This is a genomic window from Frankia sp. CoWAU3 (assembly GCF_977971855.1).
The window spans coordinates 1-13360 of the sequence record NZ_CDWWXB010000061.1 but is presented as its reverse complement, the minus strand read 5'-3'; the positions used below and the strand labels follow the sequence as shown (position 1 = coordinate 13360).

General features: G+C 72.1%; 11 protein-coding genes and 1 pseudogene. 6 read left to right on the top strand and 6 right to left on the bottom strand.

What is annotated here, in order from left to right:
* The 3 genes from pucD to AC08ON_RS08105 form a co-directional block, all read left to right on the top strand.
* On the top strand, positions 1-1543 hold a 1543-nt coding region (gene pucD / locus AC08ON_RS08115), incomplete at its 5' end, for a xanthine dehydrogenase subunit D (RefSeq protein WP_476616725.1).
* The gene (gene allB / locus AC08ON_RS08110; RefSeq protein WP_476607126.1) at positions 1540-2901 is read left to right on the top strand and encodes an allantoinase AllB; all 1362 of its coding nucleotides are present in this window, start codon (positions 1540-1542) and stop codon (positions 2899-2901) included. The genes pucD and allB, both read left to right, overlap by 4 nt.
* Positions 2902-3142: 241 nt before the next feature.
* Positions 3143-4693: an allantoicase gene (locus tag AC08ON_RS08105; RefSeq protein WP_476607125.1), complete on the top strand. Its 1551-nt coding sequence runs from the start codon at positions 3143-3145 to the stop codon at positions 4691-4693.
* A 40-nt stretch (positions 4694-4733) separates the two neighbouring features.
* Here the strand turns inward: AC08ON_RS08105 and AC08ON_RS08100 are convergent, their stop codons facing one another.
* Positions 4734-5105: a hypothetical protein gene (locus tag AC08ON_RS08100; protein ID WP_476607124.1), complete on the bottom strand. Its 372-nt coding sequence runs from the start codon at positions 5103-5105 to the stop codon at positions 4734-4736.
* Positions 5106-5467: 362 nt separating this feature from the next.
* A pseudogene (locus AC08ON_RS08095) lies at positions 5468-5824 on the bottom strand (AAA family ATPase); the annotation flags it as partial.
* 184 nt (positions 5825-6008) lie between these two features.
* On the opposite strand from AC08ON_RS08095, the gene uraH reads away from it, so the two are divergent.
* Complete coding sequence (uraH, locus tag AC08ON_RS08090; RefSeq protein WP_476607123.1) at positions 6009-6335, top strand: hydroxyisourate hydrolase; 327 nt, start codon at positions 6009-6011, stop codon at positions 6333-6335.
* A 23-nt stretch (positions 6336-6358) separates the two neighbouring features.
* Here uraH and AC08ON_RS08085 read toward each other — a convergent pair whose 3' ends face one another.
* Positions 6359-7711 (bottom strand): DUF6986 family protein, encoded by a 1353-nt coding sequence (locus AC08ON_RS08085; RefSeq protein WP_476607122.1) that lies wholly within the window; start codon positions 7709-7711, stop codon positions 6359-6361.
* Between the two features lie 352 nt (positions 7712-8063).
* A complete protein-coding gene (locus AC08ON_RS08080; RefSeq protein WP_476607131.1) occupies positions 8064-9548 on the bottom strand; it encodes an 8-oxoguanine deaminase in 1485 nt (494 codons plus the stop codon).
* Between the two features lie 185 nt (positions 9549-9733).
* Between AC08ON_RS08080 and AC08ON_RS08075 the strand changes: the two genes are divergently transcribed.
* Entirely contained in the window at positions 9734-10549 is an 816-nt protein-coding gene (locus AC08ON_RS08075) for a TrmH family RNA methyltransferase (protein ID WP_476607130.1), read from the top strand.
* Positions 10550-10559: 10 nt separating this feature from the next.
* On the opposite strand, the gene AC08ON_RS08070 is transcribed toward AC08ON_RS08075, so the two are convergent.
* Positions 10560-11009, bottom strand: coding sequence for a DUF2752 domain-containing protein (locus tag AC08ON_RS08070; RefSeq protein WP_476607121.1), 450 nt, complete (start codon positions 11007-11009; stop codon positions 10560-10562).
* A gap of 170 nt (positions 11010-11179) precedes the next feature.
* Between AC08ON_RS08070 and speB the strand changes: the two genes are divergently transcribed.
* Positions 11180-12202 (top strand): agmatinase, encoded by a 1023-nt coding sequence (speB, locus tag AC08ON_RS08065; protein WP_476607120.1) that lies wholly within the window; start codon positions 11180-11182, stop codon positions 12200-12202.
* Between the two features lie 156 nt (positions 12203-12358).
* On the opposite strand, the gene AC08ON_RS08060 is transcribed toward speB, so the two are convergent.
* Complete coding sequence (locus AC08ON_RS08060; RefSeq protein WP_476607119.1) at positions 12359-12811, bottom strand: hypothetical protein; 453 nt, start codon at positions 12809-12811, stop codon at positions 12359-12361.
* Positions 12812-13360: the final 549 nt, after the last annotated feature.

The window sequence follows — 13360 nt, the reverse complement described above, 5'->3', positions numbered from 1 at the left end:
CCATCCGCACCGGCATCCGGCCCGGATGTGGTTCCAGCACAGCGCCACCGCCGACGGGAACCTGGTCAGCGTGCGGGCACGGCTGGTGCTGGATGGCGGTGCCTACGCGTCGTCCTCGCCGGCGGTGCTGGCGAACGCGGTCACCCATGCCGCGGGTCCGTACCGGGTCCCGAACGCCCACCTGCACGGAGTCGTCGTGCGGACCAACAACCCCCCGTGCGGCGCCATGCGGGGGTTCGGGGTGCCGCAGGTGACCATCGGTCACGAGGCCCAGATGGACAGGCTGGCCGACGCCCTCGGCATGGATCCGGTGGACCTGCGCGTCCGCAATGCCGTCCGACCGGGGGATGTGCTGCCCACCGGTCAGGTGATGGGCGCACCGCTGCCGGCGCGGGAGGTCATCGAGGCGGTGGCCTCGCGTCCGCTCCCGCCGGCGATGCCGGCGAACGTCGCGGTGACCGCGTTGCCCGGCGGCCGACCGGCCGCGGCCGAACCGAGCCGGGTCCGTCGGGGGGTCGGCTACGCCCTGGCCTACAAGAACCTGCTCTTCTCGGAGGGCATGGACGACTCCTCCGTTGCCCGCGCCCGCCTGGAGCTGGCTGAGGACGGAACGGTACGGGTCCGGCTGCACAGCGCGTGCGCCGAGGTGGGCCAGGGGTTCGTGACGATCGCGGGGCAGATCGCCCGCACCGAGCTCGGCGTCGAACAGGTCGTGTTGGCGCCCGCGGACACCGCGGTCGGCAGTGCCGGATCGACCAGCGCGTCCCGGCAGACCTGGATGAGCGGAGGCGCCGTGCGCGGAGCCTGCGCCGCGGTCGCCGATCGCCTGCTCGCCCGGGTCGCCCGCACCGCGGGGCTGCCCGCGGAGGTCGTCGAGGCACCTCGACGGACGCTGACCGTCAACGCCGGGGAGATCGTCGGGGTGGAGGCCGGGTTGCGGGTTCCGCTCGCCGAGGCGCTGGCCGACGGGCCGATCGAAGCGGAGTACACCTTCCACCACCGGCGTACCTCCGCGCTGGATGCCGACGGACAGGGCGATCCGCACGTGGCCTTCGCCGCCGCGGCGCACCGCGCGGTCGTCGATGTCGATGTCGACCTCGGTCTCGTGCGGGTCGTGTCGATGGCGCTGGCCCAGGACTGCGGTACGGTGCTCAATCCCCTGGCGCTGCGTGGTCAGGTCGAGGGGGGCACTGCCCAGGGGCTGGGCCTCGCCGTCATGGAGGAGCTGGTCACGGTGGACGGGGCGGTGGTTAATCCCACGTTTCACGACTATCTGCTGCCGACCATCGCCGACGTCCCGGACCTCGATTTCGTCGCCGTCACCCATCCGCAGCCGGATGCGCCCTACGGGGTGAAGGGCGTGGGGGAGGCGCCTACCTGTACCGCGACCCCGGCGATCATCGCGGCGATCCGGGTCGCCGTCGGACGGGATCTGCGGCGCGTTCCGGTGCGACCCGAGGACCTCGTCACCATCTCTCCTACGGCCGCGCCTCCGACGACCGCGCCTCCGACGACGCCGGGACAAGGTGTTCCGGCGGCATGAACGAGCCCACCGCGGACGTTCTGCCGGAGCGGCCACAGGTGCTACTCTCACGGCGAGTCGTGCTGCCCGGGGGCGAGCGTCCGGCAGCCGTGCACGTCGCGGACGGCCGGATCGCCGCGATCACCGCCGCGGACGAGATCCCTCCCGGGACCCTGGTCACGGACCTCGGCGAGCTGGCTCTGCTTCCCCGCGTGGTCGACTCCCACGTGCACATCAACGAACCGGGGCGGACCGAGTGGGAGGGGTTCGCGACCGCGACCCGGGCCGCCGCGGCCGGTGGTGTCACCACGATCATCGACATGCCGCTGAATTCCGTTCCGCCGACGACCTCGCTCGCCGCCCTGGCCGCCAAACGTGCGGTGGCGGCCGGCCAGGTCGCCGTCGACGTCGGCTTCTGGGGCGGCATCATCGGCGCCGATGCCCGCAACCTCGATGATCTGGCCGCCCTGCACGGCGCCGGGGTCTTCGGATTCAAGGCCTTCCTGGCCCCGTCGGGGGTCGAGGAGTTCCCGCACGTCTCGATGGACGTCCTCGGGGCCGCAGCCCGGCGCACCGCCCAGATGGGGGCCCTCACCGTCGTGCACGCCGAGGCGCCCTCTGTTCTCGCCGTGGCACCTCCCACCGTGGGGCGGGCCTTCGCCAGCTGGTTGGCGTCGCGCCCGCCGGCCGCGGAGACCGAGGCCGTGGCCGCGCTGGCGGCGCTGTCCGCCGCCACCGGTGCCCGCCTGCACGTGCTGCATCTCGCGGCGGCCGATGCCCTCGACGACGTGCTCGCGGTGCGGGACGCGGGGTTGCCGATGACGGTGGAGACGTGCCCGCACTACCTGACCTTCACGGCCGAGGAGGTCCCCGACGGAGCTACCGTCTTCAAGTGCGCATCTCCCATCCGGGACAGCAGGAATCTGGACCGGTTGTGGGACGGGGTGGCCCAGGGCCTGTTCGTCGGGATCGTTACTGATCATTCGCCGTCCACTCCCGCGTTGAAGCAGATCGACACCGGTGATTTCGCGGCGGCGTGGGGTGGCGTCGCGTCTGTCCAGATCGGGCTACCCGCGGTCTGGACTCAGGCCCGGGCGCGGGGGCACACCCTCACCGACGTCGTCGGTTGGATGTGCGCCGGACCGGCCGACCTGGTAGGACTGACCGGCAAGGGGCGCATCGCGATCGGCGCCGACGCCGATCTGGTGATCTTTGACGCGGATGCGTCGTTCCTGGTGGAGCCCTCGATGCTGCGCCACCGCCACCCGCTCACCCCCTATGCCGGACGCGTGTTGAACGGGGTGGTGCGGGCGACCTATCTGCGGGGGCGGCGAGCGGACGGGGATCGTCCTCCGCGGGGGCGGCTATTAGAGAGGTAGGCATCACCCGGCCGGGCCGCGGGACCGTCCGGCGTACCGGAGCCCTCCCCACGGATGTGATCCGATGCACCCACCGACGCGGACCACTCCCGAGGGAGCAGGCCCGAAGTACGCTTTGCGCCCCGCTAACACGTCGTCCTGACCTGATCCGGTCCGCACGGTGGTGACGGGCCGTGCGGCCACCCGACGACACGTGAACAGTCCGGTTTCGTACGGCCGGTTGACCCCGTGAAAGGACCCGATGAGCGACGCGCCCGACCTGACGAATCTTGTCGATCTCGCGGCGGCCCGTTTCGGCGGTACGGTCGTGGCCGTCAACGACGAGTTCTTCGCGTTCGCCGAACGGATGCTGCTGCCCGAACCGCCGATCGTGCGGCCGGGCGTGTTCACCGAACGGGGCCAGTGGACCGACGGTTGGGAGACCCGTCGGCGGCGGGATCTTCCCGGATCCGACTGGGCCATCATCCGGCTGGGCTCACCCGGCATCGCCCACGCGGTGACCGTGGACACCACCCACTTCACCGGCAACGCTCCCGGGGCCGTCGAGGTGCACGGCGCCACCCTGCCCGGGTATCCCTCCGCGGCGGAGGCCGCCGAGGAGTCCGTGGCCTGGGTCCCGCTGGTGCCGCGGACGCCGATCGTGCCGGACGCGGCCAACGTGTTGCCGGTGGCTGACCAGGGCCGGACCCGCATCACCCATCTGCGCCTGACCATCCACCCGGATGGCGGAGTCGCCCGGCTGCGGGTGCATGGCACGGTGGTGCCGGACCCCCGGATGTTCGACCGGGTGACCTCCGATCTCGCAGCCGCCTACCTGGGCGGTGTCGTGGTGGCCGCCAGCGACATGCACTACGGTGACCGCCATAACCTGAACGCCTCGGGTGAGGCCCGGGCGATGGGGGAGGGCTGGGAGACCCGCCGGCGCCGTGGGGACGGCCACGACTGGGCGGTGGTCCGGCTCGCGACGCAGGGCACGATCGTGCGGGCCGAGGTTGACACCCGGCACTTCCGCGGCAACGCGCCCCGGGCGGTGGCCCTCTGGGCGGCGGACAACCCCGACCTTCTCGACCCCGACGACGTCACCGCGATCACCGAGTGGTACCCGATGCTGCCGCGGATCCGGGTGCAGCCGAACACCCGTCACCTTTTCGATCTCGAGGTCCCGATCCAGGCCACCCACGTGCGGGTCGACGCGATACCCGACGGCGGGCTGGCGAGGCTGCGGCTCACCGGCGCTCCGACGCCCGTCGGGCGGGAGGCGCTCGCGATGCGCTGGTTCGACGCGTTGTCCCCGGACGCGGCTCGCGAGGAGCTGCTGGCCTGCTGCGAGTCCGAGGACTGGGCCGCGGCCGTGGCGGCCCGTCGGCCCTTCGGGACCCTCGCGGCCCTGCTGCCGGCAGCCGAGCAGGAATGGTGGAACCTGCCCGAATCGGCCTGGCTGGAGGCGTTCACCGCGCATCCCCGGATCGGGGAGCGCCCGGCCCACACGCCGGCCCCGCCCACCACGGCGAGGGCGACCGTGGTGTCCCTCGACGCCCCCCGACGGGAGCAGGCTGCGATGGACCAGGCGACGGCGGAAGTCAGGGCGGCCTTCGAGCAGGGGAACGCGGCCTACGAGGAGCGCTTCGGCTACATCTTCCTGGTCCGGGCGGCGGGCCGTGACGCGGAGGAGATGCTCGCCCTGCTGCGGGCACGGCTGGACAACGATCCCGCGGACGAGCTGCGCATCGCGGCCGGTCAGCAGGCCGAGATCACGGCCCTGCGCATCCGGCGCCTGATCACCGCTGCCTGATCGCCGGCGCCTAGGTCGAACGACCGTGGCACAATACCGTTCATCTTTGCTGCCAGGCGGTGATGAGTTCGGCTGGGCCGTAGGATGCGGCGAGACCGGTGGCCGTAACTCCGCTGCGGCTGATGGCGACCAATGGCAGCGGAAGGTTCGTGAGCGCCGCCCGGTGTTTCTGCAGTGTCGCCAGGTCATGGTCATCGAACGGTGCGCGTTCCAGCCATGTGACGGAGCCGAGGAAGTACAGCTCCTTGGCGACCGGTTCCCGGTCGGCGCCGACGACGTCGATCTCGGCAGTGTTGGAGCGGTTCCAGTAGGCGCCGAGGCCGGGGCTGACGGCAGCACCGCGTCCGGGAGTAGGCGGGCGAGGGACTGACGCAGCGGCGGTTCTACCGCCCGGCCGCGCCAACTCGTCCATCCCGCCCTGATCCGACTGACGGTGAGGTCTCCCCGCAGGCGCTCGATCTCGGGCAGATGTGGGCCGACGAACCGCAGCCAGAACCTCAGATACGGATCGGTGACCCGGTACCGGCGCTCTTTCGACGGCCGTGTCGACAGGGGTAGCTCTCCCACCTCCGCCTGATTGAGCGGCCCCAGGACCAGCTCCTGCCCGCGCTGGTGAAACGGTCGGCCGTACGAACTCAAGGCCTCCATCATCGACAGGTCCGAACCGATCAGCACCAGCAGGACGGGCCGCCGGCTCAGTTCTCGGTCCCGGGCATGCCGCGGCACACCCTCGAACGCGTCGACCCGCTCCATCAGGTACGGAACCTCGTCGATCACGACCACACCGGGCCGGTCCGCCGGCAGGATCCCGGCCAGCTGGCGCAACGCCGCGCTCCAGTTCCCGGGAACTGCCTCGGCGAAGACCTCACGCTCCGGCAGCCCGGACATGGCAACAACGTCCCGCAACGCATTCAGCTCCACCTCGGCCGAGGCACCGGCAGCGGTGAAGAACACCGCGGGTACACCCGCCCGCTCCACGAACTCCTCGACGAGACTCGACTTACCGATCCGACGCCGCCCACGGACCAGAAGACAACGACCCGGTCGCGACGATCCGACATCCGATCCCACCAGCCGAAGCAACCCGTCCAGCGTGGCAAGTTCCCGCTCCCGCCCAACAAACTCGACCACGTCCACCCTCCCCGATACTGCCGGCACTGATACTGCCGGCAGCGATACCTACAGGGTTCCTGGGGTACCGGCGTATCCACCACGGTCGACCAGGAGCGGTGTGGTGCGATGGTCAGCCCGGGTGGTGGGATGGTCGAGGCCCGACCCGGGCCGCGGCGACGGAGGACGCGACCGAGGAGGCGTGGTGAGTCTGTCCACCCATGTCCTGGACACGGCCACGGGGCGGCCAGCCGCCGGGCTGCCGCTCCGGTTGGAACGGGCGGTGCGCACCCTTGACGGCACGACCACGGGCTGGATCGCGGTCACCGAGGCCGTCACCGACGACGACGGCCGGGTGGCGGATCTGCCGACGACCATCCCAGGCCCCTGGCGGCTCGTCTTCGACACCGCGAGCCGCTCGGCGTTCTTTCCCGAGGTGACCATCGCGTTCGTGATCGAGGACCCGGCGGGTCATCATCACGTCCCGCTGCTGCTCGCTCCGTTCGGTTATTCGACCTATCGGGGGAGCTGACCCGCCCTGGATGGCGGGTGTCGTCAACCCGCGGCGACCGGTCTGCCGCCGAAGTGGTCGACCGTCACCCGGTCGAGACCAGCCGCGGTCAGGCTTGCGTCGTCCAGCAGGCCGGCGTCGAGCGCCCGCAGGACGTGCCCGGCGAGCGCGCGGCCGGTGGCCGGCTCGTCGGCGATTGCTCCCGGATGCCGGGCGGTGGCGTACGTGGTGGCGTACGCGGTGGCATAGGAGGAAAGCCGGCCCAGCGCCTCGTCGAGCCCGGCCAGCAGGCAGCCGGCCACCGCCGCGTGCCGGCTCACCAACTGACCCGGATGCAGATCCCAGCCCTGGTAGATGCCCCGGTACCAGGCGCGGCGCACCAGCTCGGCGTGCCGCCGCCACGCCCGGTGGACACCTCGGCCCGCCGTGTCCTCGACAGCTGCGGTGCCCTCCGTAGTTGCGGTGCCCTCCGTCGCGTCCGTCGCGTTCGTCGGGCTCTCGATCGGCAGCAGGTTCGAGGACCCGTCCGCGACCCGGATTCCGGTGCCGGCGGTGACGAGCTGCATCAGCGTGGTGGCGTACTCCACCGCCGGATGGTCGCTGGCCTGGTGCGCGGCGGTGATGCCGAGAGCCGCCGAGTAGTCGTAGGTGCCGACGTGCAGCCCGACGAGGCGTCCCGGGCCCAGCGCAAGACCGGTCTCGACCAGCGCGGGCAGGGTGAGAACCGCGGCCGGGGTCTCCACCTGCACCTCGAAGGGCACCGGGGCGATGCCGAGGCGTTGCTCCAGTTCGGCGAGCAGATCGGCGAAGACCGCGACCTGGGCGGCGGCGCTCACCTTGGGCAGGGTCAGCACCAACCCGGCGGGTGGGCCGTCGTCGCCGGCCAGCGCCGTGAGGAAGAGGTCCAGGCTGCGCAGTCCCCGGTCCCGGACAGCCGGGTCCAGCGACTTCATCCGCAGGCCGTAGGACGTGGGCAGGGCGTCCGCCGCTGCGGCGGCGCGCAGGGCGACGGCCGCCGCGACGGCGTCGGCGTCCTCGGTGTCGTCCATCCGGACGCCGTAGCCGTCCTCCAGGTCGATCCGCAGATCCTGCACCGGTTCAACGGTCAGCGCGTGCAGCACGTGTGCGTGGACCGGCTCGGCGATGACGGGGTCCGGCTCGCCCCCGGTGGCGGCGGCGAGCCTGGCCGGGTCGGTGCCGTGGGCGGCCAGGAGCTCCCGGGCCGCCTCCCCCCAGGCCAGCACGATGTCCGGGCGCATCCGGTCGGCGGGCAGGTAGCAGGTGTGCACCGGCTGGCGGGTTCCCGGATCACCGGGATGACGAGCGATGACCGCCGTATCGATCGGTGCGAGCGCGGCGGTCAGACGGGCGACGACATCGGTCGGCAACGTCGGCATGCCCCCAGTGTCGGCCTCACATACACCGTCGGATACCTCCCTCGGCGGGATGCCCCTGTCCGCTTCTACAGCTGCACGCCCACACGGACGGCGAAGGCGCGCAGTTCATCCGGCCCGAGGCCGCGCTGGTCCTGGACCAGTCGAGGCCGCCGCCGGTGCGATGCGCACCGATCGGGGGGGGGTCGATACGCGGCACCGGCGGCGGCTGCTGGGGGGTGACGTCCCGGCGGGTGTCGCCGGAACGCCATCTCCTGGGCCGAACGGGTGACGTCGCCAACCGACCCGAACTGGCCCATTGCTTTGTATCAAACACCTCGCGGAGGTATCCCACCAGGGTCGGTCCCGTCGACGTTCACCGGGCTCCGGCTGCCGTCGTACCCGCGGCCCGCCCGGCGCCGGGAGCGGTTCCGGCATCAGCGGTTCCGGCATCGTCAAAGGCTGCCTGCATGCCGGCGGCGAGCTCGCGGTGGCGGGCGAGCATCGCCGACAGGTCGGGATGCACCGGACGGCCGTCCAGGACGACCGCGCGGCCCGCGACCACCGTGTGGCGGGCCGCGACCGGGCCGCAGCGCAGCCACGCCTCGACGGGATCGGACAGCGCCCCGGCGAAGCCGACCCCGTCGAGGGGCCATGCCACCAGATCGCCCACCGCCCCGACGGACAGCTCGCCGATCTCCCCGGCTCGGCCGAGGCAGCCGGCCCCGCCCCGAGTGGCGATCTCCAGCGCGTCCCGGGCCGACATCGCCGCGGCGCCGTGCCGCAGCCGCCCGAGCAGCATCGCCGTGCGGGCCTCCAGCCACAGCGACGCCGAGTCCGCCGACGCCGAGCCGTCACAGCCCAGTCCCACCGGTACCCCCGCCGCACGCAGCTCCGCGACCGGGGCGAGCCCAGCCCCGAGGATCATGTTGCTGCTCGGGCAGTGCGCGACCCCGGTGCCCCAGGCGCCCAGTCGGGCCACCTCGGCGGGGTTCGGGCGGATGCAGTGCGCCACCCAGGCCCGGTCGCCGCCCCAGCCGACCTCGGCGAACTGGTCGATGGGACGCCGGCCGAACCGCGCGAGGCAGTACTCGTCCTCCTCGGGGTCCTCGGCGAGATGCGTGTGCAGCCGCACGTCGAGCGACTCGGCGAGCTCCGCCGTGGCCCGCATCAGCTCTGGGCTGCCCGAGAACGGTGAGCAGGGCGCCAGGGCGATCCGCACCATGGCGCCCGGCGAGGGGTCGTGATGGCGGGCCACCAGCCGGGCCGACTCGGCGAGGATCTCGTCGTCGTCCTGCACCACCGAGTCGGGCGGCAGTCCGCCGTCCTTCACCGACAGCGACATCGATCCGCGGGTGGGATGGAAGCGCATGCCCAGCGCCGTCGCCGCGGCGATCTCGGCGGAGACGAGGTCCCCGCCCCCGCGCGGATGCACATACAGGTGGTCCGTGGTCGTCGTGCAACCGCCGAGGGCGAGCTCGGTGAGCCCGACGTAGGCGGAGACGTGCACGGCCTCCCTGTCCAGCCGGGACCACAGCGGGTACAGGGTCGACAGCCAGGTGAACAGCGTACCGTTCAGGGCCGGAGCGAACGCGCGGGTGAGGTTCTGGTACGTGTGGTGATGCGTGTTCACCAGGCCGGGAGTGATCAGGCAGCCGTCCGCCCGCAACGTGCGCACGGCGGGAGGCGGTGGCTCGTCGGGACCGCCGAGGGCGCTGACCAGGCCGTTCGTCACTGCGATCCACCCGCCGCGGATCTCCCGGCGGTCGGCGTCCACCGTCGCGACCAGTTCGGCGCCGACGACGACCAGGTCGGCGGGAACGGGAACGGCGACGGGACGGGAGACGGCGGGCGTGGGCATGGCGGGCGTCAGCGTGGGGGCCTTCCGCGGATCGGCCATGGACGCTGATTCTGCGGCCGGCACGTTACGGTCGGGTGAAGCGTCCGTGCCCGGGAGGTCGTGGCGTGCCAGGTGACGTGAGCAGGTGTGCGGGGTCGGCTGGCGGGCCGGCCGGCGTGACGGTCGTGGCCGCCCCACCAGTCATCATGATCGACGATTCGGGTGATCCCCGGGTCGACGACTACATCTCGTTGACCGACGTCGCGCTGCGCCGTCGGCGGGAGCCGGCCGACGGGCTGTTCATCGCCAAGGGCGAACGGGTGATCACCAGGGCGCTGCGGGCTGGCTACCGGCCGCGCTCGGTCCTGGTCTCGCCGGCGCGCCTGGCGGCCGTGCCCGCGGACCTCGGCGTTGACGTCCCGGTGTACGTCGCGGGACCCGACGTGCTCGCGGCGATCACCGGCTTCGAGGTGCATCGGGGGGCGCTTGCGGCGATGGGCCGCCAGCCGCCCCGCGCCGCCGCCGACCTCCTGGTCGATGCCCGGCGGGTACTGGTGTGTGAGGACATCGTGAGCCACACCAACCTGGGGGCGATTTTCCGTTCGGCTGCGGGACTCGGGATGGACGCGGTGCTCCTGAGCCCGCGCTGCGCCGATCCGCTCTACCGGCGTTCCGTGCGGGTGTCGATGGGGGAGGTGTTCGCCGTCCCCTATGCCCGGCTCGAACCCTGGCCGGAGGCCCTCGGTCTGCTGCGGGATGCCGGGTTCACGCTGCTGGCGCTGACTCCGGCGGCGGACGCCGAGGATCTTGGCTCCTTCGCGGCCGGACTCACCCCCCGCGCCGCGCCCGCGCTTGCACCTGCGCCGGTGACGGCGGCGGCCCGGGTCGCGCTGCTGCTGGGCACGGAGGGCGCCGGGCTGTCGGCGGCGGCCCGGGTCCGGATTCCGATGGCGCACGGGGTCGACTCGCTGAACGTCGCGGCGACCGCCGCCATCGCCTGCTACCTGCTGGGCCGCCGTTGAGCCGCCGGGTTCAGGATGCGAGCCAGCGGCAGCCGGGCAACGGCAGGTTCCGCAGCACCCAGAAGGTGATGATCAGTATCGGAACGGCGGGAAGCAGGCGGGCCGGTACCCGGGGCAACGGGTGGCGCCAGCCGGCCGCCCGCGCCACCGCCACGATCCAGCCGAACACCAGCATCGGGGCGGCGATGACGAAGTAGACGTTGTAGTCGGCCGCGGCCGCGAGGTGTCCGTGCAGGAGTTGGTGCAGGCCGCGGAGGGTGCCGCAACCCGGGCAGTCCAGGGACGTGGCCCACCGGAACGGGCACATAGGGTAGTGGCCCGGCTGGGCGGGGTCGACGAGGTACACCCGGCCGCAGACGCCGACGGCGGCTACACCGAGCACGGCGAAACCCGCCAACCGGGCCCGCGGTGACCAGACCCGGCCCGCGCCGATGATCGTCCCCGGGGTGCGCAGAGCCATGGCTGCGCCGGTCGGTTCCGACGCCGTGGGTGCCGGGTGGTCTGGGTGTGGTGCCGCGACCTCCACCGGAGAAGCGTAACCGGGGCGCGGACCAGTGGGTGGCGGACCGGGGCTGGCGGACCGGGGGTGGCGGACCGTGGGACAGTGGAAGGGCCCGATCGGAGGGACGGATGACGGCACGAAACGGCGATCGTGAGCCGGGTCCGGACGCGCCCGGCTACGCGGGGCTCGCGACCTTCTGCGGACTGCCCTGGCTGCCCGGGACGGAGGCGCTGGAGGCCCGCCGGCCCGACGTTGCCGTCGTCGGTGCTCCGTTCGACATCTCGACGACCCACCGTCCCGGCGCCCGGTTCGGCCCTCGGGCGCTGCGGGCCAACGCCTACAACCCCGGCACCTACCATCTCGACCTCGGTATCGAGATCTTCGACTGGCTCGACGTCGTTGACGCCGGCGACGCGCACTGTCCGCATGGGCTCACCGAGGCGTCCCATCGCAACATCCGGGCCAAGGTCGCGCAGATCGCCGGGCTCGGCACGATCCCGCTCGTCATCGGTGGCGACCATTCGATCACCTGGCCGGCCGCAACCGGCGTGGCCGACGCCGTGGGCTGGGGTGAACTCGGTCTGCTGCACTTCGACGCGCATGCCGACACCGCGGACGTCATCGACGGCAACCTCGCCTCGCACGGCACTCCGATGCGACGGCTCATCGAGTCCGGTGCCGTGCGTGGACGCAACTTTGTCCAGGTGGGGCTGCGCGGCTACTGGCCGCCGCCGGACGTGTTCGCCTGGATGCGCGAGCAGGAGATGACCTGGCATCTCATGCACGAGATCTGGGAGCGGGGCAGCCGTGACGTCGTCGTGGACGCGATCGCGCAGGCCACGGACGGGTGCCGGGCCATGTACCTGTCGGTCGACATCGACGTCCTGGACCCGGGGTTCGCGCCGGGTACCGGCACCCCGGAACCCGGGGGGATGACCCCGGCCGACCTGCTGCGGGCGGTCCGTCAGATCGCGCTTGACACGCCGCTTGTGGCCGCCGACATCGTCGAAGTCTCCCCGCCGTACGACCACGCGGAAACGACGGTCAACAGCGCCCATCGCGTCGCCATGGAGGTCTTCGCGGGACTTGCCTACCGCAGGCGGGAAGCCGCCGGTGGCGTTCCGGACCTGCCCGGGTCCGCCCCGTCCTGAGCCGGCCCTCCGTGGTAACCATCCGTGGCAACCGGGAGCCGGTTGGACCGTCGACCGAACCATCGGCGTTTCGTATTCCCGCGCGTGCTTCGTATTCTCGCGAGCGCTTCGTATGCTCACGAGTACTTCGTATTCCCGCGAGCACGCAGAGCGCCCTTATTCCAGGTGCAGGGCGCCCTCCTCAGCCGTGCGCGCACTCACGTCCGGCGTGACGATGCTGGGAATGGCGAAGTTCGCGTCGTAATCCTCCGCGAGGGTCGTCGTCCCCTCGCCGTACGCGTCGGCATCGAGAACAGCCCCGGACTCCCGCCGCTCGGCTTCCAGGTAGGGGTCGGTGTCCGGCGTTTCCGCGGCGAGTTGCCGATCGAAGGACGGCCCCGCGCGCTCCTCACGCGGTGTGCTCGGATAGCGGACGCCGGCACTCGGTCTGTCGGGTGCGTCCCAACTGTCGTCCAATGGATCTCGGCCGGCATCCGTCGAGCCGAGATCGTCGCTGTCGAGCATCTCCGCGGGTTCCAGGGGAGCATCCTCGCGGGACCACGACTGTTCGGAGTCGGCTGCGATGGAACCAGGGTCGAACTGCTCGGAACCCGAGGCTGGCTGCGCCATGGCTGTCTCCCTGACCGGCCTACGGACGCGGCGCGGCCTGCTTGGGACATCCCGCAACATTCCGTCCGGCAAAGCGAGTCCGGCCACTGTTGATATTCGGTGCGTCCCGGGCCGCTCCCGGCACGCCTCGCCGCATGACCTTCCCGGCGACGGTCGGGCTAAGCCCGCCGCCGTGGCCCTTGCTCGCCGTGGCCCCATGGTTCGACCACCGTCTGGTTCTCGCGGATGATCCTCGTGGACGGCGTGTGCGGATGATCCCGGCGCCGGTCGCGGATCCGGCCGTGGATCCGTGCCACCTTCGCCCGGGCCTTCGTCCGCTTCACGACCCTGCCGCGTGCGGGACAGCTCCCGCTGCGCCCGGGCGAGGCGCTGCCGGTCGCGGCGTGAACGAGGTGGATCAGGCGACCGGGCGGGGTGTGTGCCGCCGCGGACCGGGTGCCCGCCGAGAGTGGCATTGCGAGCAGGGCCGCGCAGAGATCACGCTACGTTGTGATCGGTGACGTTTTGTAGACGTGCTGTGGGGTGACTCGGGGTGCCCTGGGCGACACA

Bases quoted from the DNA above. Each gene is read 5' to 3' on its own strand.
- allB (WP_476607126.1), top strand. From the start codon at position 1,540: ATGAACGAGCCCACCGCGGACGTTCTGCCGGAGCGGCCACAGGTGCTA.
- AC08ON_RS08105 (WP_476607125.1), top strand. From the start codon at position 3,143: ATGAGCGACGCGCCCGACCTGACGAATCTTGTCGATCTCGCGGCGGCC.
- AC08ON_RS08100 (WP_476607124.1), bottom strand. From the start codon at position 5,105: ATGGACGAGTTGGCGCGGCCGGGCGGTAGAACCGCCGCTGCGTCAGTC.
- AC08ON_RS08085 (WP_476607122.1), bottom strand. From the start codon at position 7,711: ATGCCGACGTTGCCGACCGATGTCGTCGCCCGTCTGACCGCCGCGCTC.
- AC08ON_RS08080 (WP_476607131.1), bottom strand. From the start codon at position 9,548: ATGCCCACGCCCGCCGTCTCCCGTCCCGTCGCCGTTCCCGTTCCCGCC.
- AC08ON_RS08075 (WP_476607130.1), top strand. From the start codon at position 9,734: ATGATCGACGATTCGGGTGATCCCCGGGTCGACGACTACATCTCGTTG.
- AC08ON_RS08070 (WP_476607121.1), bottom strand. From the start codon at position 11,009: ATGGCTCTGCGCACCCCGGGGACGATCATCGGCGCGGGCCGGGTCTGG.
- speB (WP_476607120.1), top strand. From the start codon at position 11,180: ATGACGGCACGAAACGGCGATCGTGAGCCGGGTCCGGACGCGCCCGGC.
- AC08ON_RS08060 (WP_476607119.1), bottom strand. From the start codon at position 12,811: ATGGCGCAGCCAGCCTCGGGTTCCGAGCAGTTCGACCCTGGTTCCATC.